We start from the raw sequence: 25881 nt of genomic DNA on the forward strand, positions 1-25881 counted from the left end.
CCACTATCTCGGCTGCGCGGGCTGACGACCAGTAAGGTCCTGCGGACAGCGCGTACCAATATTGGTGTCGACCAGTGGCGGCGCTACCCTGGCCGACGATGATCTTCGAAGGGGACCCGGCCGAGTTGGCGGCCGGGCTGCGCGCGCTGCCGCCCTCGGTGGGGCCGGTGCGGCTGGTCGGTATCGACGGGCACGCCGGCTCGGGCAAGAGCACCCTGGCCACCACGCTGGCCCGGCTGCTGCCCGGCACCGCGGTGCTGCGGCTGGACGACCTCGCCTCGCACGACGCGCTCTTCGACTGGACGGACACGCTGTTCGACCAGGTGCTCGATCCCCTGGCGCGCGGCGAGCCGGCCCACTACCCGGTGTACGACTGGACGCGGCGGGCGTTCACCGGCACTGCGACGCTCCCACCCGCGCCCGTGGTGCTGGTGGAGGGCGTGGGCGCGGGCCGGCGCGCCCTGCGCCCCCTTCTGGCCCTGCTGATCTGGTTGGATATGCCGGCCGAGGAGGCGTGGCGGCGGGGGCGGGGGCGGGACGGGCCGGCCCAGGCCGCGTTCTGGGACGGATGGCAACCGGCCGAGCTGCGTCATTTTGCCGATGACCCGTCAAGACCCTTTGCGGATATCCTGATGACTTCAGGGGGAGACAGTCACCATGCCTGCGAATAAGGTCCACCGGATGCCGGCGGCGGGCGGCGGCACCCGCTGTGCGAGGCGCGCATGACTGCTGGCGGGCCGGCCCCCGGGATGCCCTCTCCCACGGCGGATCTGGCCTGGCTGCGGGGGGTGGACGCGTACACGGCCGCCGCGTACCCGGAGGCCGAGGAGGAGTTCCGCGCGGCGGTCAGGGAGGACCCGGGCATGGCCGACGCCTGGCTCGGCCTCCACGCGTTGCGCACGGACGTGCCGGTGGCGCTCCGTCAGATGTACCGCAACCGCGCCAGGTTCGGCGAGCAGCGGGCGCGGCACGGGCGGCCGTTGAGCTCCTGGTACTGGCTGGGCTGGTGGGTGCAGCCGGTGTTGGAGACGGAGCGGGACCTGGTGCTGGCGCACGCCTCGCAGTTACTCGACGGGCGCCGGATGGCGGAGCTGGACCGCGCGCTGGCCGACTGCCCCGCCCCCGAGTCCGATCCCTACGCCCGCTTCCTGCACGCCTGCCGGTGCTATCTCTCCAAGGACTGGGAGGGGCTGTACCGCTATACGTCCAAGCTCACCGACGACCCGCAACTGGGCGTGGAGGCCGGGTTGTTCGCCGGGATGGCGCGGGTGCGGCTGGAGATGTTCGACCAGGCGGAACCGCTGTTGGCGGCGGCGCTGGTGCGCTGCCGCAGCGAGCATCCGCAGCGCAAGGAGCTGCGTTACTGGCTGGCGAGGGCCCGCGAGGGCAGTGGGCGCAGCGCGGCGGCCATCCCGCTGTACCGCGCGGTCCAGCACGCCGACCCGGAGTTCATGGACACGGCGATCCGGCTGACCGCGCTCACCCATGACGACGCCGAGGGGCTGCCGTTGGGCGGCCTGGGCGACGGGGACGACGAGGCGGGTCTGGTGGCGTCCGGCGGCCCCGATGAGTCGCCCTATCCCGACCGGCGGGTGCCGTCGCCCGCCACCGCCGCCGGGGGCGAGTGGCCGGGTGCCGAGGGCGCCGCGCGCTTCGGCACGGCCGGTCAGGACACCACGGCGGGCCTGGCGCCGCCGGCCCCCGATCCGACGCTGTTGGCCCAGACGCTCGCCGAGTTGGATCGGATGGTCGGCCTGGAGCCGGTCAAGGAGCAGGTGCGGGCCATGTCGGCCCAGCTGCGGATGGCGAGGCTGCGCTCCGGGCAGGGCCTGCCGACGCAGCCTCCCAAGCGGCACTTCGTCTTCTCCGGCCCCTCGGGCACCGGCAAGACCACGGTGGCCCGGATACTCGGCCGGGTCTTCCACGCGCTGGGCGTGCTGGCGCACGACCGGCTGGTGGAGGCCCAACGGGCGGACCTGGTCGGCGAGTTCCTGGGCCAGACGGCGGTCAAGGCGAACCGTCTGATCGACTCGGCGCTCGGCGGGGTGCTCTTCATCGACGAGGCGTACAGCCTGGTGCACTCCGGCTACAGCAAGGGGGACGCCTACGGGGACGAGGCGCTCCAGGTCCTGCTGAAGCGGGCCGAGGACAGCAGGGAGCACCTGGTGGTGATCCTGGCTGGCTACCCGGAGGGCATGGACCGGCTGCTGGCCGCCAACCCGGGCCTGGGCTCGCGGTTCGCGACGCGCGTGGAGTTCCCCAGCTACCGGCCCGACGAACTCACCGCCATCGGCGAGCTGTTGGCGGCGGAGCACGGCGACTCCTGGGATCCGGAGGCGCTGGAGGAGCTGCGCAGCATCAGCGGCCATGTGGTGGCCGAGGGCTGGATCGACGACCTGGGGAACGGCCGTTTCCTGCGCACCCTCTACGAGTCCAGCTGTGCCTTCCGGGACGTCCGCCTCACGGAGTCAGGCGCCGCGCCGACCCGGCAGGAGCTGTCCACGCTGCGCCTGCCGGACCTGATGCTCGCCTACGGCGAGGTCCTCGCCGGCCGCGCCCGCCCCACGGACGACGAACTCCCCCCGCTGACCTGACCGTTGCCCCCGCCCCCGGGGCAGCCGGGCAATCCGGACAGCGCCGGTCGAACGAGGTGCCGCGCCGTCACCACCGTCCGGAACGCCGGCCGAGCGCAGCGTCGCCGCGTCAACGCACCCGGCGGCGGTCAGGCGACCGGGCCCTCGGCCGGGTCCTCGGCGGAGCCGAGGGCATCGGCGAGCGAGCGCAGCGTCCGCGCGTCAACGCCCCCGGCGGCACACCGCAGTCAGACGACCGGACCCTCGACCGAAACGAGAACATCAGCGAGCCAGCGCAGCGTCGCCACGTCAACGCACCCGACGGCACACCGCAGCCAGGCGACCGGGTCCTCGGCGGAGCCGAGAGCGTCGGCAAGCCAACGCAGCATCCGCGCGTCAACGCACCCGGCGGCAGACCGCAGTCAGACGGCCGGCCCCTCGGCGGAGCCGAGCCAGCGCGGCGTCGCCGCGTCAACGCACCCGGCGGCGGACGGCGGTCAGGCGACCGGGCCCTCGGCGGAGCCGAGAGCGTCGGCGAGCGAGCGCAGCGTCCGCGCGTCAACGCCCACGGCGGCACACCGCAGTCAGACGACCGGACCATCGACCGAAACGAGAACATCAGCGAGCCAGCGCAGCGTCGCCACGTCAAGGCACCCGGCGGCGGTCAGGCGACCGGACCCTCGGCGGAGCCGAGAGCGTCGGCGAGCCAACGCAGCATCCGCGCGTCAAGGCACCCGGCGGCAGACCGCAGTCAGACGGCCGGCCCCTCGGCGGAGCCGAGCCAGCGCGGCGTCGCCACGTCAAGGCACCCGACGGCGGTCAGGCGACCGGGCCTTCGGCCGGGTCCTCGGCGGAGCCGAGGGCATCGGCGAGCGAGCGCAGCGTCCTCGCGTCGGCGAGGGCCTTGCGGCGGGAGACGCCGGGTTGGATGGCCATCACGGGCAGCACGCTGCCGTCCGCGAGGTCGAGGGTGACCCACGGGTCGCCGGGGCGGAGCGTGACGCGGACGATCTCCGGCCAGGCCAGGCGGCGCACGGTGGTCAGGTTGACCACCGTGACGCCGGCGTCGTCGGCCGACAGCCTGGGCCGGCTGAGCAGCGCCAGCATGGCGAAGACCAGCAGCCCGCTGCCGCTGACCGCCAGCCGGTCCCCCAGCCCCCAACTGACCGCGCCGCCGGCCGGCAGCAGCACCGCGATCAGGGTGAGCACACCCCAGACCGCGAGCCCGGTGGAGAGGAGGACCAGCCGGGTGACCACGGGGCGGATGGTCAGCGGCAGCGCGTCCCGTTCGGCGGTCACAGCCGGGCCGCGTGGATGCCGGTGGTGAGGATGGCCCGCGCGCCCAGGTCGTACAGCTCGTCCATGACGCGCTGCGCGTCGCGCACCGCCACCATGGAGCGGACCGCGGCCCAGCCCCGGTCGTGCAGCGGCGAGACGGTGGGCGACTCAAGACCCGGGGTGAGGGCGACGGCCTTCTCCACCAGCTCCGTCCTGATGTCGTAGTCCATCATCACGTAGCGGCGCGCCACCAGGACGCCCTGGAGACGGCGGAGGAACTGCTGCACCTTGGCCTCCTGTTCGGTGTCGCCCCGGCGGCGGATGACCACCGACTCGGACTCCAGGATGGGCTCGCCGACGATGTCGAGGCCCGCGTTGCGCAGCGTGGTGCCGGTCTCCACCACGTCGGCGATCACCTCGGCCACCCCGAGTTGGATGGCCGTCTCCACCGCGCCGTCCAGGTGCACCACGGATGCCTCGACACCGTGCTCGGCCAGGTGCGCACCGACCACCCCCGCGAAGGAGGTGGCCACCGTCAGGCCGTTGAACTCCTGGACGTCGGAGACCGTCCCCGGCGTGGTGGCGTAGCGCAGCGTGGAGGCGGCGAAGCCGAGCCGCATGATCTCCTCGGCGTCGGCGCGGGAGTCCAGCAGCAGGTCACGCCCGGTGATGCCGATGTCGAGCCGGCCGAGGCCGACATAGACGGCGATATCGCGCGGGCGCAGGTAGAAGAACTCGACCTGGTTGTCCACGTCGATCAGCACGAGTTCCTTGCGGTCCTTGCGCTGCCGGTAGCCCGCCTCATGGAGCATGGCCGCCGCAGGCTCGGAGAGGGAACCCTTGTTGGGAACGGCGATGCGCAGCATGAGCGGGCTTTCCTTCGCGAAGTAGGCACAGCGGGTCGGGGGAACGGGTGGGGTCGGGGTGCTCAGAGGTGGGCGTAGACGTCGTCCAGCGAGATGCCCCGGGCGACCATCATCACCTGGAGGTGGTAGAGGAGCTGCGAGATCTCCTCGGCGGTGCGGTCGGCGCTCTCGTGCTCGGCGGCCATCCACACCTCGGCGGCCTCCTCGACGACCTTCTTGCCGATGGTGTGGACGCCGGCCCCGACCAGCTCGGCGGTGCGCGAGGTGGACGGGTCGCCGGCGGCGGCCTTCTGCTGTAGCTCTGCGAAGAGCTGGTCGAATGTCTTGTTGGCCATGGTGCCCCTCAGCCTACGGCGTGGGCGGCACCGGCCAGCGCCCGGGTTCGGTCGCGGCCCGCAGCACGGCGGCGGTGGCGACGGCGGCGCTGGCCGCCTCGTGTCCCTTGTCCTCGACGGAGCCGGCGAGGCCGGCGCGGGCGAGCGCCTGCGCCTCCGTGTCGCAGGTGAGCACGCCGAAGCCGACCGGCACGCCGGTGTCCACGCTGACCCGGGTCAGGCCCTCGGTGACGCCCTGGCAGACATACTCGAAGTGCGGCGTGCCACCCCGGATGACCACCCCGAGCGCGACCACGGCGTCCACTCCCTGACGGGCCAACACGGCCGCCGCCACGGGGAGTTCGAAGCTGCCGGGGACGCTCAGCACGGTGCGCGTGGTCACGCCGAACTCGTCCAGGGCGCGCTGCGCGCCGTCCAGCAGCCCGTCCATCACCGTCCGGTGCCACTGGGCGGCCACCACGGCGACCCGCAGGTCGGTGGCGTCGCTGACCGTCAACTCGGGGGAGCCTGTCCCACTCACGGCTTACTCCTCGGATCTGCGTGTGTCGCTGGATGTCGCTGCGTGTTGCCGGGTTACTGGTTGCCGCAGGCGGACACCGGGGCGGTGTCCAGCCAGGGCAGGTCGTGGCCCATCCGGTCCCTCTTGGTCCGCAGGTAGCGGAGGTTGTGCTCGCCCGGTGAGATGGGCAGCGGCAACCGGCCGTTGACCCGCAGGCCGTGTCGGGTGAGCGCCTCGGCCTTGTCGGGGTTGTTGGTCATCAGGCGCAGGGAGCGCACACCGAGGTCCGCGAGGATCCGCGCGCCCACGGCGTAGTCGCGGGCGTCGGCCGGCAGTCCCAGCTCCAGATTGGCGTCCAGGGTGTCCCGTCCGCGTTCCTGAAGCTCGTAGGCGCGCAGCTTGGAGAGCAATCCGATGCCGCGCCCCTCGTGCCCGCGCAGATAGAGCACCACGCCGCGCCCCTCGGCGCTGATCCGGTCCAGTGAGGTGGCGAGCTGCGGCCCGCAGTCGCACCGCTGGGAGCCGAAGATGTCCCCGGTGAGGCATTCGGAGTGCACCCGCACCAGGACGTCCTCACCGTCGCCCAGGTCCCCGTTGACCAGCGCGATGTGTTCGACGCCGTCGGCGGCGGAACGGTAGCCGTGGGCCCGGAACGCGCCGTGCGCGGTGGGCAGCGCGGTGACCGCCTCGTGGTGCACCGCCGGCGCCGTGGCCGGCGCCTCGGCCGCGTCCTGGGCCTCGATATAGGCGACCAGGTCGGCGATGGAGACCAGGGTCAGGCCGTACCGGCGGGCGAAGGAGCGCAGCGCGGGCAGCCGCAGCATGGTGCCGTCCTCGCCCGCGATCTCCACCACCACGCCGGCGGGCCGCAGCCCGGCGAGCGTGGCCAGGTCGACGGCGGCCTCGGTGTGCCCGTCGCGGACCAGCACGCCGCCGGTGCGCGCCCGCAGCGGGAAGACGTGGCCGGGGCGGGCGAAGTCGCTCGCGCCAGCGGCCGGGTCGGCGAGCAGCCGGATGGTGGCCGCCCGGTCGGCGGCGGAGATGCCGGTGGTGACGCCGTGCTCGGGGCCGGCGTCCACCGAGACGGCGAAGGCGGTGGCCATCGACTCGGTGTTCTTCTCCACCATCTGCGGCAGGTCGAGCCGGTCCAGTTCCTCCGGGACCATCGGCACGCAGATCAGGCCCCGGCACTCGCTCATCATGAAGGCGACGATCTCGGGGGTGATCAGCTCGGCGGCCATCACCAGATCGCCCTCGTTCTCCCGGTCCGCGTCGTCGACGACGACGACGGGACGGCCGGCCGCGATATCGGCGACGGCCCGCTCGATCGGGTCCAGCGGCGCCTCGTCCACCGGGTCGTGCGACGCCTCGTGCCCGGTGACGGGCTGGGACTGCGTCTTGGGCACCTCGGGCGCCCGTCGCGCGACGTTCATACCGACGCTCCTTCCAGGGTCCCCACCACGGGGCGTGTTTCCTGCCGTTCACGGGTGCGCCGCCACCAGTCGCGCATCCCCCAGATGACCAGGAACAGGTAGACGACATAGACGAGTCCGGAGAACGGCAGCCCGCTGCTGAAGGCGAGGGGGACGCCGACGAGGTCGACCAGCAGCCAGGCGAACCAGAACTCCACGAGCCCTCTGGCCTGGGCCACCATGGCGACCAGGGTGCCGACGAAGATATAGGCGTCCGGCCAGGGGTTCCAGGAGAGCTCGGGGAAGGCGGTGAACAGGCCGCCCACCAGCAGGGTGCCGACGGCGGCGCCGGCGAGCAGCGCGCCGCGCTCCCGCCAGGTGGCGAATCGGACGGAGATCTGGCCGTCCCCCGTGTCCCGCCGGCCGATCCGCCACTGCCGCCAGCCCCACAGGGCGACGGTGATCACCAGCAGCTGCTTGCCCACACCGCCGCCGAGGTCGGCCGCGCCGTAGGCGGCCACCAGGATCAGCCCGGAGAGCAGTTGGACGGGCCAGGTGAGGATGGAGCGGCGCCAGCCGAGCGCGAGCGCGGCGAGCCCCGCGAGGTTCCCGACCATGTCGGACCACATCACCCGCTGGTCGAACACCTCGAACGCGGTGGCGTTCAACTGGTCGAGGCTCATGACGCGTTCACCCCCTCCGCGCCGCCCGGGCCGGCGGTGACGCCATACGCCAGCAGCCGCTCGACATGCTTGGCGAGCAGGTCGACCTCAAGGTTCACCAGATCCCCCGGCCGCCGGTGGCCCAGGGTGGTCAGGTCGAGCGTGGTGGGGATGAGGCCGACGCTGAAGCGGTCGGCCCCGGCCTCGACCACGGTCAGGCTGACGCCGTCCACCGTGATCGAGCCCTTCTCCACGACATAGCGCGCCAGCGCGGGCGGCAGCGCGAAGCTGACCGTCTCCCAGCGTTCGCCGGGGACGCGTTCCAGCACCTCGGCGGTGCCGTCCACATGCCCCTGCACCAGATGGCCGCCGAGGCGTCCGCCCAGCGCCATGGGGCGCTCCAGGTTCACCGGGTCGCCGGCGGCGAGCCCCGCGAGGTTGGAACGGCGCAGGGTCTCGGCCATCACATCGGCGGTGAACTCGTCCGCGCCCAGCTCCACCACCGTCAGACAGGCGCCGTTGACGGCGATGGAGGAGCCGTGCACGGCGTCCTCGACGGTCACCTTGGAGCGGAGGCGCAGCCGCGCCGAGTCGTTCAGACGCTCGACGGCGACGACCTCGCCCAGCTCTTCGACGATTCCGGTGAACATTCAGGACTCCTCGGTGCTGCGAACGGCGACGGGACGCGGGACGCGGCGGGCCGACGACGCGCGGGGCGGCGTCGGCGTGTGCCGGCAGGAGCAACACCGGGAGCGGGATGGTGATTCCGCGCGGGCGTCGAGAGCGCCGAGCACGCGGGCTGCGAATGCGGGGGCCACCGGGTCTCCTGCCTCTTCAGGGCACGACTCCGGGGCTGACTTCAGGGACGACGGGACATCGGCGACGCGGGACCGGACCACACGACGCCCCTCGAAGAGGGACACCCGAACGAGCCGAACACGCACACCACACCCGCCGCGCACTGCCTCCCATCCGGACTTTAACCGTCGGTCCAGGAATTCCACCTGGTCAACCGGCCGCTGGCAGCGGACGGGTCGCGGACTATAACCGCCGGTTCGGACTTTCACCGACCCCGGAGTGCGCTACGTCACTGGTACACCCCCAGTCTGCCACGTGATCCCCCCACCCACGCCCCCCTGTGATCCCCCTCACACCCCTCCCGCCAACCCAACGGACCACCAACGCCGGACACCCATGCCCGACACCCCACGCCCCCCAGGCCGAACAACCGGAACACGCCCCCGGCGCCCCGCCTGCCGGCAGGCGGGCGGGCCGGCAGGCGGGCGGACGGTGGGCCGGGCCGGGCCGCGAGCCGTCGTGCGGGCGGGCGGCAACGGCCGGTGGGCGGTGGGCGGCAGCCCGCCGGACGGCGCACCGGCCACCAGCCACCAGCCGGCAGACAGCGAGCGTTGGACCAAGGGCGACAGCCCAGACAGCACCCGGCCGGCCGCAGGCCACTACGACAGGCCAACAGCCCGACAGCCCGGCGGCGGCAAGCCGTGGGGCGGCTAGTCGTAACCGAACAGCGGGCGACAGCCCACCGGACGACGTACCAGCCACCAGCCGGCAGACAGCGAGCCCTGGGCCAAGGGCGACAGCCCAGACAGCACCCGGCCGGCCGCAGGCCACGACGGCAGGCCGACAGGCCGACAGGCCGGCGGCCCGGCGGCGGCAAGCCGTGGGGCTGCCGGCGCAGAGCACTCGTCTAGCGGTCGGTCGCGAAGAGGTCGGCGCGGGCGGCGTCCAGCGCGGTGAGCAGCCCGCCGCCGAGGACCGCGCTGCCGGTGACCGTCGAGGCGCGCACCTCCGTCTCCAGCGGGGACAGGGCGCGCAGCCGCTCCGCGACGCGGCGCGCCAGCGCCTCCCCGCCGGCGCGGCCGACCTCGCCGCCGAGGACGAGATACCCCGGGTCGAGGACCGCGGTCACCGAGGCCGCGCCGAGGGCGATCCGCCCGGCCAGCTCGTCGAGGAAGCCCGCCGCTGGGCCGATGTCCTCGGCCACCGCGCGGCGGACCAGCGTCTCCACGTGGGCCACGTCGTCGGCCGGGACGTCGGGGGCCGGCAGCCCGTGCCGTTCGGCCAGCGCGCGGACGGCCGCGCTGGCGGCGAGACCGTGGAAGCCCCGGTCGCAGTCGGCGGACGACGGCACTCCCCCGGTGCCCGGGACCGGCAGGAAGCCGACCTCGCCGGCGCCGCCCGACGCGCCCCGGCGCAGCGCGCCGCCGAGCACCACGGCCGCGCCGACGCCGGCGCCCAGCCACAGCAGCACATAGGTGTCCACGTCCTGGACGGCGCCCAGGCGGTGTTCGGCGATCCCGGCGAGGTTGACCTCGTTGTCCAGCAGCACCGGCACGTCGAGGGTGCGGCGCAGCGCGAACAGGAGCTCCCGGTGCCAGGCGGGGAGGCCGCCGGAGGGACGCAGCGCGCCGGTGGCCGGGTCGGCGAGGCCGGGGGCGCCGAGCACGACGGTGTGGAGCTCCCGCACCCCGGCGCGGCGCCGCTCCCGGGCCAGCGTCGCCAGCGCCGTCTCGACCATGGGATGCCCGGCCCCCTCGCCGCCGGGCGGCGTGGCCGGCGGGTCGAGCGGCAGCGTCGCGGTGGCGACCGTCTCGCCGGTGAGGTCGGCCAGGGCGAGGGCGACACCGTCGGTGCGCACGTCCAGCGCGGCGACATGGGCCCGGTCGGGGACCAGACCGTAGACCTTGGCGTTGGGGCCCGGCCGGTCAGCGCCCGCCTCGCCGACGACGGTGACCAGGCCCTCGCGGTTGAGCCGGCCCAGCAGGTCGGCGACGCTGGGACGGGAGAGCCCGGTCAGCTCCCGCAGCCGGGGCGCGGTCAACGGCCCGTGTTCGGCGAGGAGTTCGAGCACGGCCCGGTCGTTGATGACACGGGCCGTGCGGGGGGTGGCGGTGCGGACGGTGCTCATGGGCCGATCATATCCGCTTTCTATCAGGAAGCCTTCCTGATAGTTTTTCCCCGGTCGGTCCCGGACGCGCGCTCTCGTGTCCGCCGGCTCGTTCCGCCCCGCCCCGTGAGCCTCCCGAGGAATCGGAATCCCCATGTCTCAGCAGCCTTCCGCCGACCGCATGCGGATACGTCGGGCCCGGATCGCCGTCTCCCTGATCTTCGCCGTGCATGGCGCGGCCAGCGGCAGCTTTGTCACCCGCATCCCCTGGCTCCAGGACCAACTCGGCCTGGGCACAGCCGCGTTGGGCGTCGCGCTGGCCTTTCCGGCGATCGGCGCCGCGACGGCGATGCCGCTGGCCAGCCGGGTGATGCACCGCCATGGCGCGCGGGCCGCCGTGCGCGGCCTGATGGCGCTCTACACCGTGACGTTCGCGCTGGTCGCGCTGGCGCCCAACCTGCCGCTGCTCTGCGCCCTGTTCTTCCTCTCGGGGGCGACGGGCGGCATGGCGGACGTGGCCATGAACGCCCAGGGCGTGGAGGTCGAGGAGCGCCATGGCCGGTCGATCATGTCGGGGCTGCACGGCCTGTGGAGCGTGGGCACGCTGCTCGGCTCGGCGCTCGGCGTCGGCGCCGTCTGGCTCGGCTTGGACGCGCGGATCCATCTCTCCCTGGTCGCGGTGGCGTTGACGCTCGCCGTCCCGTTCCTGAGCCGGGGCCTGCTGGATGTGCGGCCGACGGCGGACGAGGCGGCGCCGCCCCGGTTCGCGCTGCCGCCGAGGTCGGCGCTGCTGATCGGCGCCGTGGGGATCTGCGCGGTGCTGGCCGAGGGCGCCAGCATGGACTGGTCCGGCGTCTATCTGCGGGATGTCACCGACGCGTCGGAGACGGTCGCGGCGGCCAGCTACACCGCGTTCGCCTGCACCATGGCGGTCGCCCGGCTGGCCGGGGACGCGGTGGTGCGGCGGCTCGGACCGGTGCGCACGGTGCGGATCAGCGCGGGACTGGCCGCGACCGGCGGCCTGTTGGTGGTCACGGCCACCACCTCGGCGCAGGCGGTGTCGGGGTTCGCCCTGATCGGCGTGGGCGTCGCCGTGGTGGTGCCGCTCACCTTCGCCGCCGCGGGCCACAGCGGCCCCAACCCGAGCAGGGCGATCGCCGGGGTGGCCACGGTCACCTACACGGCCGGCCTGTTCGCCCCTTCGGTGATCGGCGCGCTCGGCGAACTCGCCTCGTTGCGCGCGTCGTTCGGCCTGGTGACGGCGGCGCTCACGCTGTTGCTGCTGGGCGCGGGAGTGCTCGGGCCGCGCCCCGCGCGCGGGGCGGTGGCCTCGGACACGGGCAGCGCCACCAGGACGCTGCCCGCTCCCTGAGGCCGAGGTCCCGACGGCTCAGCCGAGGAGGCGGACCGCCTGGTAGTAGGTCCAGGCGGTGCCGTTGCAGGCGGTGGCCGTGGCACCGGAGTAGTTGCCGCAGACCCGGAGCAGATCCTGGTAGAACGCGTTGTCGAGACGGGCCTTGTTGGCGTCGAAGGTGCCGGCGGCCTTGTAGTTGCGGTACCCGAAGTCATGTCGCGCACATGACATGCTGAAGGGGAAGCCGAAGGGGTTGTCGGGCGACGAGGAGCAGTAGTCGGTGCTCCAGTCGAAGCCGTACGACGACCAGTTGCCCTGGTTGCCGCGGGCCGACGCCCAGGCGTTGTAGCTGCTGGCGCTGGTCTGCGTCCAACTGCTGAGCACCTGCGGCTTGTCCGCCGGCGCCGCGTTCGCGGGGGCCGCCGCGACGGCGACCGTGCCGAAGCCGAGAGCGAGGGCGGAGAGCAGGGTGGCGATCCGATGACGCATGCGCATGGCGCATCCTCCCAGGGTCGGCGGCCCGCCCGAACGGGCGGGCCGTGTCTTCCGGGAGACGAACCTACGGATCACTGAAGGATTGCTCAACCCTTCGCGCACACGGATGAGTTGACAGGCGTGCGAACGAATGACGGCGACCGGTTGGCCGGGCTCGGGACGCGTTCAGGAGGGGCGCGCCAGCACCCAGGTGCGATCCAGGGTGAGATACCGCTCGACGGGCAGCCCCGCGCCCTCCAGCGCCTCCTCGAACGCCTCCCGACTCCAGCGGTAGGACGGGAAGGTGTGCGTCCACTCGGCGTCGGGGAACTCGTACTCGACCCGGATCCGCGTCAGATCGGGCCCGATCGGGTCGGCCGCGGCCACCCGGATCACCCCGTCGGGGCCGGTCCTGGCCTCCCGGGGCACCCGGTGGTGCCAGTCCTCGCCCTCCCGCTGGATCAACACCAGCCCGCCGTCGGCGACATAGCGGCGGCAGGTGCGCAACATCCCCGCACGCACGCCGGGATCACCGTTGTGAATCAGGAACGAGGCCAGCAGCACCACATCGAACTTCTCGGCGCCCAGCTCCAGCTCCTCGATCGACGAGCACACCGTGCGCGCGTCCCTGACATGCTCCAGCATCTCGGGGGACTCGTCGACGGCCGTCACCGCGAAGCCCCGTTCGACCAGCGGGTGGGTCACCCGCCCGACGCCGGAACCGAGTTCGAGGATGCTGGCACCGGGCGGAACCGCGCGTTCGATGATGTTCGGCTCACGCCCGACCGGCAGCCGGAGCCAACGCTCCACGGCGCAGCCGTCCGGCGTGATCGGCCCGGGACCCGTTCCGCTGTATCCCTCACGGGTACGTCCACTCATGCCATCATCAGATCACGGTCGGTTGCCCCGGGACCAATGTTTCGGATACCTCGAACACGCCATTCCGGTGACCCGTCACTGCCAACTCGCGTACAGCGGCTGCCCCTCGGCGTATCCGGCCGCGCTCTGCACCCCCACCACCGCGTGCTCGCCGAACTCGGCCAGGCTGCCGGCCCCGGCGTAGGTGAACGCGGACCTGACGCCGGCCACGATGGAGTCGACCAGATCCTCCACGCCCGGCCTGGCCGGGTCGAGGAACATCCGCGAGGTGGAGATGCCCTCCTCGAACAGCCCCTTGCGCGCCCGGTCGTAGGCCGACTCGGCCGAGGTGCGGGAGCGGACCGCGCGCGCCGAGGCCATGCCGAAGCTCTCCTTGTAGAGCCGCCCGTCGGCCGACTGCTGGAGATCGCCGGGCGACTCGTGGGTGCCGGCGAACCAGGAGCCGACCATCACATTGGACGCGCCGGCCGCCAACGCCATCGCCACATCCCTGGGATGCCGCACCCCGCCGTCCGCCCAGACGTGCCGGCCCAACCTGGCCGCCTCGGCGGCGCACTCCAACACGGCCGAGAACTGCGGCCTGCCGACGCCCGTCATCATCCGCGTGGTGCACATCGCGCCCGGGCCCACGCCCACCTTGACGATGTCCGCGCCCGCCTCGATCAGATCCCGCGTGCCCTCGGCTGAGACCACGTTCCCCGCCACCACCGGCACCCGGGGGTCGAGGGCGCGCACCGCGCGCAGCGCCGAGAGCATCGACTCCTGGTGGCCGTGGGCGGTGTCCACCACCAACGTGTCCACACCGGCGGCGAGCAACGCCTCGGCCCTGCTGGCCACATCGCCGTTGATGCCGACGGCAGCGGCGACGCGCAACCGGCCCTCGTCGTCCACGGCCGGCTGGTAGAGCGTGGCCCGCAGCGCGCCCTTCCGGCTGAGGATGCCCACCAACCGTCCATCGGGGCCCACCGCTGGGGCGATCTTGCGGTGTGCCGAGTCCAGCGTGGTGAACGCCTCCTGGGGGTCCAGGTCCGCGGCGAGGACCAGCAGATCGCGCGACATCACCTCGCCGACCTGCGTGAACCGGTCGACACCCGTGAGGTCGGCCTCCGTCACGATGCCGACCGGGCGCTCCGCCGACACCACCACCCCCGCGTTGTGCGCCCGCTTGGGCAGCAGCGCCAGCGCGTCGGCCACCGTCTGGGTCGGGGCCAGCACGATCGGGGTGTCCAACACCAGATGGCGGCGCTTGACCCAGCCGATCACCTCGGTCACCACATCGATCGGAATGTCCTGTGGGATCACCGCGAGGCCGCCCCGCCTGGCCACCGTCTCCGCCATCCGCCGCCCGGCGACGGCGGTCATGTTCGCCACCACCAGCGGGATGGTCGTCCCGGTGCCGTCCGGCGAGGAGAGGTCGACCGCCAACCGGGAACCGATGGCCGAGCGGTTGGGGACCATGAAGACATCGTCATAGGTCAGGTCATAGGACGGCTTGGCGTCGTGGAGGAACTTCATGGGCGCACTCTCACCTGCTGTGGCTCGCTGTCATCGGGCGGGTGGGAGGCTGCGGCTCCTGTGTCATTATCACCCAGGTCGTGGCCGACCGGGGTAACCGTCCGCACAGCACCGCGCGGCGGCGCGCGCCGGGGCGTGCGTCCGCCCCCGCGCCCCCGCGCGTGCGGCCATCCGCCGGGGGAACGATCCGCCGAACCCGCCGGCGACCGGCGCACCGCTGCCACCATGGCGCTCGACGAACGACACCCACCGCACCGAACGGGGGGCCATGACCGCTCAGCGGCTGAGCTTCGGCATCAAGACCACGCCCGCACACGTGACCTACGCGGATCTGCTGCGCGTCTGGCGCGAGGCCGACGAGATCGAACACATCGAGCACGCCTGGCTCTGGGACCACCTGCTCCCCGTCTTCGGCCCGCCGGGCGGCCCCGCGCTGGACGGCTGGACCACCCTCGCGGCGCTCGCCGCGAGCACCGAACGCCTGGGCCTCGGCCTCCTGGTCTCCAGCAACCGCCTGCGCCCGCCGGCCCTGCTCGCCAAGATCGCCACCACCGTCGAGGAGGTCTCCGCCGGCCGCCTCACCGTCGGCCTCGGCATGGGCACCACCCGGCCGCGCGCCGGCGCGGAGCCGGCGCCGGGCCCGGCGGCCAGGGCCGTCGCCGGCTACCGCGCGCTCGGCATCGCGCCCCCCGCGCCGGGCGAGGGCCTGGCCCGGCTGACGGAGAGCTGCCAACTGCTGCGCTCCCTCTGGGACTCGCGGGACCCGGTCGACTTCGACGGCCGGCACTACCGGCTGCACGGGGCCCAGATCGTGCCTCGCCCCGCCCGCCACCTCCCCCTGCTGGTCGGCGGCGCCGGCGACGGAACGCTCCGCGTCGCCGCAGAACACGCCGACATCTGGAACATCTCGGGCCCACCGCACCACGACCTGCCGACGATCCGCGAGCGGGCCAAGGCCCTGGACGCCCACTGCGCGACGCTCGGCCGGGACCCGGCCGGCCTTGTCCGCTCCGCCCAGACCCATGTCTCCTACGACGACCCGGCCACCACCCGGGCCACGGTCCGCGCCCTGATCGACACCGGAATCACCCATATCGTCCTCAGCCTCCGCATGCCCTTCCCTCCCCACGTCGCCACCTGGGTCGACCAACAGGTCATCACCCCCACCTTGGAGACCGTGCCCTGACGGCCCGTCAGGTGGCGGCGGCCTCCGCTACGCGCGTGACAACGGAGCCCCCGCGAGTCGAGCCCCGCACAGCGGACGGGCCGTAGGCCCGGACGGCAAACGACCGTCGGCCACCTCGCCGTGCAGCGGACGGGCCGTAGGCCCGGACGCGCCGAGGCAAGGCCCCCGAGCCGAGGCAGCCAAGGGCCGCAGCCCGCTCCCCCAAACCGAAGCGCCGAACCGCACAGCGCACGGGCCGTAGGCCCGGACGGCGACCGGCCGTCGGCCAGTTCTCCGTGCAGCGCACGGGCCGTAGGCCCGGACACACCGAGGCAAGGCCCCCGAGCCGAGGCAGCCAAGGGCCGCAGCCCGCTCCCCCAAGCCGAAGCGGCGAACGGCACCAGGATCCGCGCAGCGGATGTGCCGTTGGGCCGAGGCTGCCCCGGCCCCCAGCCGAGACACGGGCACCGAACCGACCAACCGGCCCAGCGCCCGACCGGCTGGCCTCAACACCAAGCCGCCGTAGGCCACTTCCCGCCCAACAGCCGGCCCAGCGCTCTGCCACCTGGCCTCAACACCGAACGGCCGCAGGCCACTTCACGGCCCAGCCCGCGCAGCGGTCGCGCACCGGGGACCGAGCCCTCAACGTTCAACAGCCGTAGGCCACCCGCGCAGCGGACGGGCCGTTGGGCCGGGGCTCGCCCCGGCCCCCAGCCGAGACACGGGCGCCGAGACACGAGGCCGAACCGACCACCGGCCCAGCGCCCGACCGGCTGGCCTCAACGCCGAACGGCCGCAAGCCGCTTCCCCCATTCGGCCCGCACAGCGGACGGCCCAGCGGCCCCAACATCCAACAGGTGCAGGCCACTTCACGGCCCAGCCCGCGCAGCGGTCGCGCGCCGGGGCCGAGCCATCAACGTTCAACAGCCGTAGGCCACCCGCGCAGCGGAAGACCGGCCGGCACCAACGCCGAACCACCGCCGGCCACTTCACCGTTCAGCCACCCAGACGCCCGACCCAGCGGCCCCAACATCCAACGGCCGCAAGCCACTTCGCGGCCCAGCCCGGGCGGCCAGCCCCACGTGGCTCAGCCACAGCGGTCAGCGTGCGGCGTCGGGGTCGGTGCGGTCCAGGGCCGGGCGGGTGGGGGGTGGGGTGGCGAGGAGCAGGTCCGCCGCTGCCGTGTCGGTGACCACGCTGGTCACCAGACCGGAGCGGAGCACCGCGTCGATCGCGCCGGCCTTGCGTCGGCCGCCGGCGATGGCCACCACCTCGGGGACCCGGCGGAGCCGATCCGGCTCGACCGTGATGCACCGTTCGCCCAGGTCGCGCCCGACGCGTCGGCCGTCCGCCGCGAAGAGGTGCGCCGACATCTCGGCGGCGACCCCCAGCGACGCGTAGTGGTCGCGGTCCTCCTTGCCGAGCATGTCGTACACCGTGGAGATGCCGGCCTCCCAGGTACCGATGGAGACCGCGGCGATGGTCACCTTGTCGAAGTAGTCGAAGGCCGCCGAGATACCCGGCTGGGCGCGCAGCGCCGCCGCCGTGCCCGAGTCGGGCAGCAGCATCGGCGCGTAGATCGGGTGTGCCTCTCCCCCGGAGACGGCGGCGGCCCGGCGGACCGCCTCGACGGAGCCGCGTTCGGCGGCGCCCGCGTCATAGACCCCGGTCAGCTGGACCACCGTGCAGGGCGGCAGTTCCCGCAGCGCCGCCGCCATATGGATCGTCGACCGCCCCCACGCCAACCCCAGCACATCCCCCTCGGCGACCAGCTCCTCCAGCAACTCGGCCGCCACCTCGCCCAGATGCTCAGGATCGGGCGTGTCGTCCACGGCCTCCGACGGCGACTCGGCGACGACCACATGGCGCAGGCCGAAGTGCGCGCGCAGCGCGTCCGACCGGTCGGCGTCCAGCTCGGCCGGCACCCGGATCTCGATCCGTACCAGCTCGTGTTCCACCGCCGACTCCAGCACCCTGGCCACCTTGAAGCGGCTGACGCCGAACTCCTCAGCGATCTGGATCTTGGACTTGCCCTCCAAGTAGAAGCGCCGTGCCATCGCCGCCGCCTGCATCAGCTCGGCGGGCCCCATCCGTGTGGCTGACCTCCCGGTCGGCACCGCACTCACCTCACTGTTCATCGGACACCGCGTCGGCCCCTGTGCCCCCACTGTGCCCCCGGTCACGTTTCGCCTTCATCCTCGCAGATGGAGCGCGACCGCGTTCACCGCACGCGGGCCCGTTCGGCCGCTTCGCGCAGGCCCCGCACCGCCGCCGCCGGATCGTCCGCGCCGTAGACGGCGGAGCCGGCGACGAAGACGTCGGCTCCCGCCTCGGCGCAGCGCTCGATGGTGGTGGCCGAAACACCGCCGTCGACCTGGAGCCACAGCGGCAGGCCGTGCCGCTCGATCAGCTGCCGGGTGCGGCGGATCTTGGGCAGCATGATGTCGAGGAACGCCTGGCCGCCGAAGCCGGGTTCGACCGTCATCACCAGCACCATGTCCAGCTCGGGCAGCAGGTCCTCGAACGGTTCGATGGGGGTGGCCGGCTTGAGCGCCATCGAGGCGCGGGCCCCCAGCGCCCTGATCTCCCTGGCCAACCGCACCGGCGCCGCCGCCGCCTCCGCGTGGAAGGTGACGGAGCCGGCGCCCGCCTCGACGAAGCCGGGGGCCCAGCGGTCCGGGTCCTCGATCATCAGATGACAGTCCAACGGAATGTCCGTGGCCTTGCGCAGGGACTCGACGATCGGCACGCCCAGCGTCAGGTTCGGCACGAAGTGGTTGTCCATCACGTCGATATGCAGCCAGTCCGCGCCCTGGACGGCCTTGGCCTCGTCGGCGAGGCGGGCGAAGTCGGCGGAGAGCATGCTGGGGTTGATCTGGGCCATGGGCCCAGTATTCACCCCGAGATCAGCATGGCCGAAACCGGGCCGCCCGGCGTCAGCGGGTGCGGCGCAGCAGCGCCAGATACATCGCGTCGGTGCCGTGCCGGTGCGGCCACAGCTGGATGTCGGGCCCTTCGCCGAGGTCGGGGACGCCGGGCAGCAGCGGCCTGGCGTCCACCCGTTCCACCGCGATGTCGGTCAGCCCCTTCAGCACGTCGGCGACCACGAGTCGGGTCTCCGACAGGTGCGGGGAGCAGGTGGCATAGCCGACGACGCCGCCGGGGCGGACGGAGGCGAGGCCGGCGCGGAGCAGGCCGCGTTGCAGGGTGGCCAGCCGGTCCAGGTCCTCGGGGCGGCGGCGCCAGCGGGACTCGGGCCGGCGGCGCAGCGCGCCCAGGCCGGTGCAGGGCACATCGAGCAGCACCCGGTCGAAGCCGGCCGGCGGCCACGGCGGACGGCTCGCGTCGGCGACCACGACCTGGTAGGGGCCGGGGTTCCCGTCCAGCGCGCGGGCCACCAGCCTGGCCCGGTGTGGCTGGATCTCGGCGGCTACCAGCGCGGCCCCGCGTTCGGCGGCGAGCGCGCCCAGCAGCGCGGCCTTGCCGCCCGGGCCCGCGCAGCCGTCCAGCCAGCGCCGGTCGGCGCCGGTGACCGGCGCGTTGGCCAACGCGAGCGCCACCAGCTGGCTGCCCTCGTCCTGCACACCGGCCCGGCCGTCGAGCACGGCGGGCACCGCGCCGGGCTCGCCGCCCTCGGCCAGCCGCACGGCCTGCGGCGAGAACCGGCCCGGTTCGGCGCCGGGGCCTTCGAGCAGCTCGTCCTGGGTGCTGCGCCCCGGCCGGGCGGCCAGGGTGACCCGGGGCCGCTCGTTGTCGGCGACCAGCAGCTCCTCGATGCCCGCGCGCCCGCCGCCCAGCGCGTCCCAGAGGGCGCCGACCACCCAGCGCGGGTGCGCGTGGCGCAGCCCGAGATGTCCCTCGGGGTCCTTGTCGTAGGGCGGGGCCAGGGTCTCGATCCAGCCATCCAGATCGTGTGCCGTCACCTTGCGCAGCACCGCGTTGACGAACTTGGCCCGCCCGTCGCCCACCACGCAGCGCGCCAGCTCGACGGCCGAACTCACCGCCGCGTGGCGGGGGATGCGGGTGCCGAGCAGTTGGTGCGCGCCGAGCGAGAGCACGTCGAGCACGGGCGGGTCGACCTCGCGCAGCGGGCGGTCCACGCACGCGGCGAGGATCGCGTCATAGGTGCCCTGGCGGCGCAGCGTGCCGTAGACCAGCTCGGTGGCCAGCGCGGCGTCCCGGTCGTCCAGGGTGCCGGCCTTCTTGGCCTTGGCCAGCAGGGGCGGCAGCACCAGGTTGGCGTAGGCGTCCCGTTCCTCCACCGCGCGCAGCGCCTCGAAGGCGAGGATCCGCGCCGGGTCACGCTGGGGACGGCGGTAGGGCTTGGACGGACGGCGCGGCCGACTGCTCACGGGAACGATGACTCCGGTGGTACGAAGGGGGCGTAAGGGGTGCGGGGGGCGAAGAAGCCGGAACGGGGGACGGTCCAGGGTATGCGGCTCAGTCGCCCAACCGCTCGCCCTCGGCGACGCGCACCCCGCGCGCCCAGTCGGCGGCCGGCATCGGCTTCCTGCCCTGGGGCTGCACCCAGGCCAGCTCGACGGGGTGCGATCCGGTGCCCACCAGCACCGCGCGCTTCTCGGCGACCAACTCGCCGGCGGCCAGCGCCGGCCGTTCGGGCAGCGGGCTGACCTGGCGCAGTTTGAGGCGCTCGCCCCTGAACGTGGTCCAGGCCCCGGGGGCCGGCGTGCAGGCGCGGACCACCCGGTCCACCCGCAGCGCGGGAGCCGTCCAGTCGACCCGCGCGTCCTCGACGGTGAGCTTGGGCGCGAGGCTGACCCCTTCGGCCGGCTGCGTCCTGGGGCTCAGGGCGCCGTCCTCGATGCCGTCCATGGTGGCCGCGAGCAGCCCGGAGCCGGCGAGCGCCAGCCGGGTCAGCAGGTCGCCGCTGGTGTCGCGGGGCCTGATCTCCTCGGTCAGCACCCCGTAGACCGGGCCCGAGTCGAGGCCCTCCTCGATCAGGAAGGTGCTCGCCCCAGTGACCTCGTCGCCCGCGAGCACGGCGTGCTGGACGGGGGCGGCGCCGCGCCAGGCGGGCAGCAGGGAGAAGTGCAGGTTGACCCAGCCGCGCGCGGGGATCTCCAGCGCGGCCTTCGGCAGCAGCGCGCCATAGGCCACCACGGGGCAGCAGTCCGGGGCGATCTCGGCCAGCCGGGCCAGGAAGTCGGGGTCCCTGGGGCGGCGGGGCCGCAGGATCTCGATGCCCTCCTCGGCGGCCCGCTCGGCGACCGGGCTGGCGACCAGCCGGCGCCCGCGCCCGGCGGGAGCGTCGGGCCGGGTGACCACGGCGACGACCTGGTGCCGGTCGGACGCCAACAGGGCGTCCAGCGCGGGAACGGCGACCTCGGGGGTGCCTGCGAAGACAAGCCTCATCGTGGGTGGCTGACCTCTCGGAAGGATCTTCGGAAAACAATCTCGAACGACTCCCTGATGTCTCGCCGGCACCTCCGTCGAGGTGCAGGGGACGCACAGGGTGAACGCCCGCCGAGTCTACGTTCCACGCCGGGAAGGTCCCCCGAGGGGCGTGCTCGGGAGGGCGCGCGCTCCGCCGAGTTGACGATGCGCGCCGAGGGCGTGACTCAGGCGCCGGGTGGCGCGTTGGTCAAGGCAGATTGACCCCGGGGCCGTCTGGCCCCCCTATCCTTGACGCCGGTTCGAGAGGCTTGTTCATGGCCGACCACGCCACCCCTGACGCCCAGGCGCGGGCCAGCCTGCATCTGCTGGTACGCGACATCGAGCGGGTTCGCCGCCAGGTGGACGCGCTGCGTACGCTCACCGCGCAGTTGGGCAACGTCTACCGCCCCCGCCGCACCGGCCCTTCCGCCGGCTTCGTGGTGTACGGCCGGGCGCCGGCCCCCACGGTACGACTGGCCCAGGAACTGCGGGACAGTGTGGAGGCCCTGGTGACCGCGGCCGTCGACTTCGACCGTTCCCTCGGCTTCTCCTGGGACGCGGTGGGCTCCGCGCTGGGGGTCACCAAGCAGGCGGTGCACCGCCGTTACGGCGCGCGGCGCCCCACGACGGGAGCCGGCGGCTCCCCCACGGTCGCCCCACCGGCGCCCCCACCGGCGGCTCCGCCGACGCCGGCCCCGGCGCCGGCCCCGCCACTGGCCGCCCGTCGCCCACAGCCGACACCCGACGGCCAACCCCACACCGTCCCCGGCCAACGCGGCGGCTGACCCCGCCGTCCGCCTCCGGCGGCCGGGCGCGGCCCGCGCGAGGGCGCCCGGCCCCGGCCGTCACCGGGATTCCAGCCGTCCCAGCGGGTGGGAGTCGCCGGCGAGGGCGGCGCGGGCCGCCGCCCAGCCGCCGCTGTCGACGCCGGTGACATGGCGCAGATAGGCGAGGGTGACCCGCTGGACCAGGGCGACGCGCTCGGGATTCTCGTCGGTGGTCTCCGCGACCTCGTAGCCGGAGACGCCGCCGAGGAAGTGCTGACCGCCGAAGAGGGTGAGCAGGCTCTTGCCGCCACGGCCGAGGGTGTAGGGGTCGGTGGTCCAGGCCGCTCCCCTGGTGGACAGCAGCGGGAGTTCGTCCTGGTCGCCGGCGACGACGAGTCCTGGCGCGGTGATATGGGAGAAGTCCTGGTCACGCAGCCAGGGCAGGTGTTCGCTGGCGAAGGGCGTCAGCCCGTCCCCGCCCCTGCCCGCGGTGGCCAGCTGAACGCTCGCCAGGACGCGCGGGTCGGACAGGTCCTCGGCGGTCCCCGTCAGCGGATCGCGGACCCGCAGGCCCACCAGGATGCCCGCCGTCTGACCGCCGAAGGAGTGCCCCGCCGCGACGACCCGGCCGCGGTCCGTCCGGCCGGCCAGCCCTGGCACGGCGGCCTCCAGCACGTCGAGGTGGTCGAGGACGCGCCTCATGTCCTGGACGCGATGGCGCCACAGCTGGGGCCCGCGGGGATCGTCGGCGGCGAGACGCGACCGCTTGGAGTCGAGGTGCGTGGCCTGGATCACCACGAGGCCGTGCGCGGCCCAGTGGTCGACCAGCGGCGCGTACCCGTCCAGGTCCGAGCCGAAGCCGTGCGCGAAGAGGACGATCGGCAGGTCCCGCCCGGCGACCGGGGCGGAGACGCGGACGGGCAGGTCCGCACCGCGCCCGGGGGCGGGCAACACGATCGGCCTGACCGAGACGATGGGGGTGGATGGTGTGCTCATGGGTGTGCTTCTCTCCGGTTGGGAGGCGAGGACGGACGCGGGGACAAAAGGAGGCGGTGCGCGCACGTGCGCTACGCTAAAACCTGACGTTGACGTCAGAGGCAAGTGCACGACGTACGGCGTGAGGGAGAGAAGGAATGCGCGTCGGGGAGCTCGCCGCCAGGACCGGAGTCAGTGTCCGGGCCCTGCGCTATTACGAGGAGCAGAACCTGCTGGCCGCCGAGCGCAGCCCCCGCGGCCAGCGCCACTACCCGGAGAGCGCGGTCGACCGGGTCCAGCTGATCCAACAGCTCTACGCCGCCGGGCTCTCCAGCAGGACGATCGTCGAGCTCATGCCGTGTGTCCTCGACGGCCGGGCGACCCCCGAACTGCTCGCGCGACTGGCCGTCGAACGCGACCGCATCGGCGTGCGCATCACGGACCTGACCCACACCAGGGACCGCCTCGACTCCGTCATCACCGCCGCCGACACCAACCTCCGCACGGGCAGACCCTGCCGCCCGGACGCCACCGCGTAGGGCACCTCGTCGGGAACGCGGAACACCCACCCCGGCCACGACACGAAGGGCTCCGACCTGCCGGGCCGCGCCGCGAAGCCGGACCGCGCGGCCCCTGCCGCCGGCGGGCGCGGGGTGGGGCCGAGGCCCTGCGGCCAGCGGTTGGCGGTACCGGTCAGCCGATGGCGTCGGGGTCCATGCGGACCCAGGCGGTCGGGCCCTCGCGACGAGCGAGGCGGTGCGCCTGGGCGGACTTGAGCGCGGTGGCGAGGCGTCCACCCGAACCCGGTGGGACCCGGACGAGCGCGCGCGTCCACTCCTCCCCCGGCGGTGGCTCGCCCGCCCTGCGGGGACGCCCCGGCGTCGGGGCAGGCAGCGGCACCGGGCCCAACACCTCAGCCTCGGGCGGGAGTTCGGCCGCGTCCAGCAGGCCGGCGACCGCCTCGGCCCGCCCGCTGACGGCCGCCATCCGGGAGACCGGGGGGAAGCCGAGCTCACGCCGGTCCGCCAGCTCGCGCAGCGCGTGCCCCGCCGGATCCCAGCGCACCAGCGACTGCACGGGCCGCAGCGTCGCCTCCGCGAGGACCACCACCGCTCCCCCGTCGTGGCGCGCTCTGGCCAGCGCCGCCGCGTTGAGCCAGCGGCGCAGCGCCTCCTCGCCGGCCCGCAGATCGGGCCGGCCGAGCAGCGCCCAGCCGTCCAGCAGCAACACGGTGGCGTAGCCGGGCCCTTCGGGCACCGGCTCGGCTCCCGGGGTGCTCACCACCAGCGCGGGTTCGTCGGGGACGGTCGTCAGCACGTGGTCCCGCCCCGAGGTGCGCACCGGGACCTTGGGGAACGCGCGGCCCAGCTCCTCGGCCGTGCGGCGCGCGCCCACCACCACGGCGCGCAGCCGGTCGCCGCCGCACTCCTGGCAGTGCCAGAGCGGCGCGGGATCGCCGCACCAGGCGCAGCACGGCTCCTGGGCGCCGCCCGCCGAGGCGAGCGGCCCCTGGCAGGCGAGGCAGCGGGCCGTCTCCCGGCAGCGTGCGCAGGCCAGGCGGGGGGCGTACCCCCGGCGCGGGACCTGGACGAGGACCGGGCCCTGGGCCAGGCCGTCCCGCAGCGCCCGCCAGGCCAGCGTGGGCAGCCGGGCGGAACGGGCGGCCTCGTCGCGCGCCTGGTCCTCGTCGCCGACGGTGCGCAGCAGGGGGGCCGCCGCCCGGACCGTGTCCCGTTCGGCGGCGAGCGGCCTGGCCCAGCCGCTGTCGACGAGTTGGGCCGCCTCGGCGGTGTGCGCGTGGCCGCCGAGCAGCAGGCCGGCGCCCTCCTGCACGGCGCGCAGCAGCAGCACCTCGCGGGCGTGCGGATGGGGCGCGCGCTCCTCGCGGTGTGCCTCGTCGCCGTCGTCCCAGATCGCGGCCAGCCCCAGCGAGCGGACCGGGGCGAACATCGCCGCCCTGGTGCCGACGACGCAGCGCACCGCGCCCCGGTGGATGGCGAGCCAGCGGCGGTAGCGGGCCTCGGGCCCCGCGTCGGCGGTGAGCAGCACATGGTGTCCCGGGCCGAGCAGCGCGGTCAGGGCCGCGTCCACCCGGGCGGCGGCCCGCCCGTCGGGCAGCACGGCGAGCGCGCCGCGCCCGCCGGCGAGGGCGCCGGCCAGCGCGGCGGCCAACTCGTCCGGCCAGCGCTGCCCGGGCAGCGCCGTCCACACCGCGCGTGGCGCGCGGCCCTCGACGAGGGCGGTCAGAAAGCCGGGGCCGTGCGGATAGCGGGCCCAGCCGCCGGGCGGCGGCACGGCGGGGACGGGGGACGTCGGCGGCGTCGGGTGTCGCTCGGCGCGGGCGAGCCGGGGTGGGACGGCGAGCCGCACCACATCGGCCAGCGCGCCGGCGTACCGGTCGGCGACCGCCCGGCAGAGCCGCAGCAGTTCGGGGGTGAGCACGGGCTCGGCGGACAGCACCTGCGCCAGCGGCGCCAGCACGCCGGTGAAGTCGCTCTCGGCCCGGCGCTCGACGACGAAGCCGTTGATCAGGCCGCCGCCCTCGCGGCGCCCCTCGCGCTGGCCGGCGCCGAACCGGACCCGGACCCGGACGCCCGGCTGGGCGTCCGTATCGAGGGCGGCCGGCACCGCGTAGTCGAAGCAGCGGTCCAGATGGACCAGGCCCTTGTCGACCAACACGCGGGCGACCGGGAGATGTTCGGCGAGCGGCGCACCGCGCCAGGTGCGCGGCTTGGCCCTGGTCCTGGCCCGGACGGCGGCCCTGATCAACGCCAGCTGCTCACCGTCCCGCTCCTGGCCGGCGCCCGCCTCACTCACCCGTCCAGTAG

23 protein-coding genes and 1 riboswitch are annotated in these 25881 nt (G+C 74.2%); of the genes, 6 read left to right on the forward strand and 17 right to left on the reverse strand.

Annotated features, from left to right (window positions below; translation table 11 throughout):
* Positions 1-98 precede the first annotated feature (98 nt).
* Together K4G22_RS01270 and K4G22_RS01275 are read left to right on the forward strand one after the other, a co-directional pair.
* Complete coding sequence (locus K4G22_RS01270; RefSeq protein WP_228077717.1) at positions 99-671, forward strand: uridine kinase family protein; 573 nt, start codon at positions 99-101, stop codon at positions 669-671.
* Between the two features lie 78 nt (positions 672-749).
* Positions 750-2594 (forward strand): AAA family ATPase, encoded by a 1845-nt coding sequence (locus K4G22_RS01275; protein WP_228077718.1) that lies wholly within the window; start codon positions 750-752, stop codon positions 2592-2594.
* Positions 2595-3392: 798 nt separating this feature from the next.
* On the opposite strand, the gene K4G22_RS01280 is transcribed toward K4G22_RS01275, so the two are convergent.
* From K4G22_RS01280 to K4G22_RS01315, 8 genes are all read right to left on the reverse strand, one after another.
* Positions 3393-3872, reverse strand: coding sequence for a PH domain-containing protein (locus tag K4G22_RS01280; RefSeq protein WP_228077719.1), 480 nt, complete (start codon positions 3870-3872; stop codon positions 3393-3395).
* Positions 3869-4717, reverse strand: coding sequence for an ATP phosphoribosyltransferase (hisG, locus tag K4G22_RS01285; RefSeq protein WP_228077720.1), 849 nt, complete (start codon positions 4715-4717; stop codon positions 3869-3871). Before hisG ends, K4G22_RS01280 begins: the two co-directional genes overlap by 4 nt.
* A gap of 62 nt (positions 4718-4779) precedes the next feature.
* Positions 4780-5052, reverse strand: a complete 273-nt coding sequence (locus tag K4G22_RS01290; protein ID WP_228077721.1) for a phosphoribosyl-ATP diphosphatase — start codon at positions 5050-5052, stop codon at positions 4780-4782.
* 13 nt (positions 5053-5065) lie between these two features.
* A complete protein-coding gene (ribH, locus tag K4G22_RS01295) occupies positions 5066-5572 on the reverse strand; it encodes a 6,7-dimethyl-8-ribityllumazine synthase (protein WP_228077722.1) in 507 nt (168 codons plus the stop codon).
* 53 nt (positions 5573-5625) lie between these two features.
* Complete coding sequence (locus tag K4G22_RS01300; protein WP_228077723.1) at positions 5626-6984, reverse strand: bifunctional 3,4-dihydroxy-2-butanone-4-phosphate synthase/GTP cyclohydrolase II; 1359 nt, start codon at positions 6982-6984, stop codon at positions 5626-5628.
* Positions 6981-7646 (reverse strand): nicotinamide mononucleotide transporter family protein, encoded by a 666-nt coding sequence (locus K4G22_RS01305; protein WP_228077724.1) that lies wholly within the window; start codon positions 7644-7646, stop codon positions 6981-6983. Before K4G22_RS01305 ends, K4G22_RS01300 begins: the two co-directional genes overlap by 4 nt.
* On the reverse strand, positions 7643-8275 hold the full coding sequence (locus K4G22_RS01310; protein ID WP_228077725.1) for a riboflavin synthase: 633 nt from the start codon (positions 8273-8275) through the stop codon (positions 7643-7645). Before K4G22_RS01310 ends, K4G22_RS01305 begins: the two co-directional genes overlap by 4 nt.
* Before the next feature lie 304 nt (positions 8276-8579).
* A riboswitch (FMN riboswitch) is annotated at positions 8580-8710 on the reverse strand.
* A gap of 620 nt (positions 8711-9330) precedes the next feature.
* Positions 9331-10551: an ROK family transcriptional regulator gene (locus tag K4G22_RS01315; RefSeq protein WP_228077726.1), complete on the reverse strand. Its 1221-nt coding sequence runs from the start codon at positions 10549-10551 to the stop codon at positions 9331-9333.
* Between the two features lie 133 nt (positions 10552-10684).
* Between K4G22_RS01315 and K4G22_RS01320 the strand changes: the two genes are divergently transcribed.
* Positions 10685-11902: an MFS transporter gene (locus K4G22_RS01320; RefSeq protein WP_228077727.1), complete on the forward strand. Its 1218-nt coding sequence runs from the start codon at positions 10685-10687 to the stop codon at positions 11900-11902.
* Positions 11903-11920: 18 nt separating this feature from the next.
* Here K4G22_RS01320 and K4G22_RS01325 read toward each other — a convergent pair whose 3' ends face one another.
* From K4G22_RS01325 to K4G22_RS01335, 3 genes are all read right to left on the reverse strand, one after another.
* A complete protein-coding gene (locus K4G22_RS01325; protein ID WP_228083915.1) occupies positions 11921-12373 on the reverse strand; it encodes a phospholipase in 453 nt (150 codons plus the stop codon).
* A 171-nt stretch (positions 12374-12544) separates the two neighbouring features.
* Positions 12545-13237: a class I SAM-dependent methyltransferase gene (locus K4G22_RS01330; RefSeq protein ID WP_228077728.1), complete on the reverse strand. Its 693-nt coding sequence runs from the start codon at positions 13235-13237 to the stop codon at positions 12545-12547.
* Between the two features lie 75 nt (positions 13238-13312).
* Positions 13313-14752, reverse strand: coding sequence for a GuaB1 family IMP dehydrogenase-related protein (locus K4G22_RS01335; RefSeq protein WP_228077729.1), 1440 nt, complete (start codon positions 14750-14752; stop codon positions 13313-13315).
* A 268-nt stretch (positions 14753-15020) separates the two neighbouring features.
* Between K4G22_RS01335 and K4G22_RS01340 the strand changes: the two genes are divergently transcribed.
* Positions 15021-15938 (forward strand): LLM class flavin-dependent oxidoreductase, encoded by a 918-nt coding sequence (locus tag K4G22_RS01340; RefSeq protein WP_228077730.1) that lies wholly within the window; start codon positions 15021-15023, stop codon positions 15936-15938.
* 1079 nt (positions 15939-17017) lie between these two features.
* Here K4G22_RS01340 and K4G22_RS01345 read toward each other — a convergent pair.
* From K4G22_RS01345 to fmt, 4 genes are all read right to left on the reverse strand, one after another.
* Positions 17018-18055: a sugar-binding transcriptional regulator gene (locus tag K4G22_RS01345; RefSeq protein ID WP_228077731.1), complete on the reverse strand. Its 1038-nt coding sequence runs from the start codon at positions 18053-18055 to the stop codon at positions 17018-17020.
* 83 nt (positions 18056-18138) lie between these two features.
* Positions 18139-18801, reverse strand: coding sequence for a ribulose-phosphate 3-epimerase (gene rpe, locus K4G22_RS01350; protein ID WP_228077732.1), 663 nt, complete (start codon positions 18799-18801; stop codon positions 18139-18141).
* Between the two features lie 52 nt (positions 18802-18853).
* Positions 18854-20269 (reverse strand): RsmB/NOP family class I SAM-dependent RNA methyltransferase, encoded by a 1416-nt coding sequence (locus K4G22_RS01355; RefSeq protein ID WP_228077733.1) that lies wholly within the window; start codon positions 20267-20269, stop codon positions 18854-18856.
* An 88-nt stretch (positions 20270-20357) separates the two neighbouring features.
* A complete protein-coding gene (gene fmt, locus K4G22_RS01360; RefSeq protein ID WP_228077734.1) occupies positions 20358-21290 on the reverse strand; it encodes a methionyl-tRNA formyltransferase in 933 nt (310 codons plus the stop codon).
* Positions 21291-21586: 296 nt separating this feature from the next.
* On the opposite strand from fmt, the gene K4G22_RS01365 reads away from it, so the two are divergent.
* A complete protein-coding gene (locus tag K4G22_RS01365) occupies positions 21587-22096 on the forward strand; it encodes a hypothetical protein (protein WP_228077735.1) in 510 nt (169 codons plus the stop codon).
* A gap of 60 nt (positions 22097-22156) precedes the next feature.
* On the opposite strand, the gene K4G22_RS01370 is transcribed toward K4G22_RS01365, so the two are convergent.
* Positions 22157-23074: an alpha/beta hydrolase family protein gene (locus tag K4G22_RS01370; protein ID WP_228077736.1), complete on the reverse strand. Its 918-nt coding sequence runs from the start codon at positions 23072-23074 to the stop codon at positions 22157-22159.
* A gap of 137 nt (positions 23075-23211) precedes the next feature.
* On the opposite strand from K4G22_RS01370, the gene K4G22_RS01375 reads away from it, so the two are divergent.
* Positions 23212-23592 (forward strand): MerR family transcriptional regulator, encoded by a 381-nt coding sequence (locus K4G22_RS01375; protein WP_228077737.1) that lies wholly within the window; start codon positions 23212-23214, stop codon positions 23590-23592.
* Between the two features lie 154 nt (positions 23593-23746).
* Here K4G22_RS01375 and K4G22_RS01380 read toward each other — a convergent pair whose 3' ends face one another.
* On the reverse strand, positions 23747-25870 hold the full coding sequence (locus tag K4G22_RS01380; protein ID WP_228077738.1) for a primosomal protein N': 2124 nt from the start codon (positions 25868-25870) through the stop codon (positions 23747-23749).
* Between the last annotated feature and the right edge of the window lie 11 nt (positions 25871-25881).

Source organism: Streptomyces profundus (assembly GCF_020740535.1).
Classification (GTDB): Bacteria; Actinomycetota; Actinomycetes; order Streptomycetales; family Streptomycetaceae; genus Streptomyces; species Streptomyces profundus.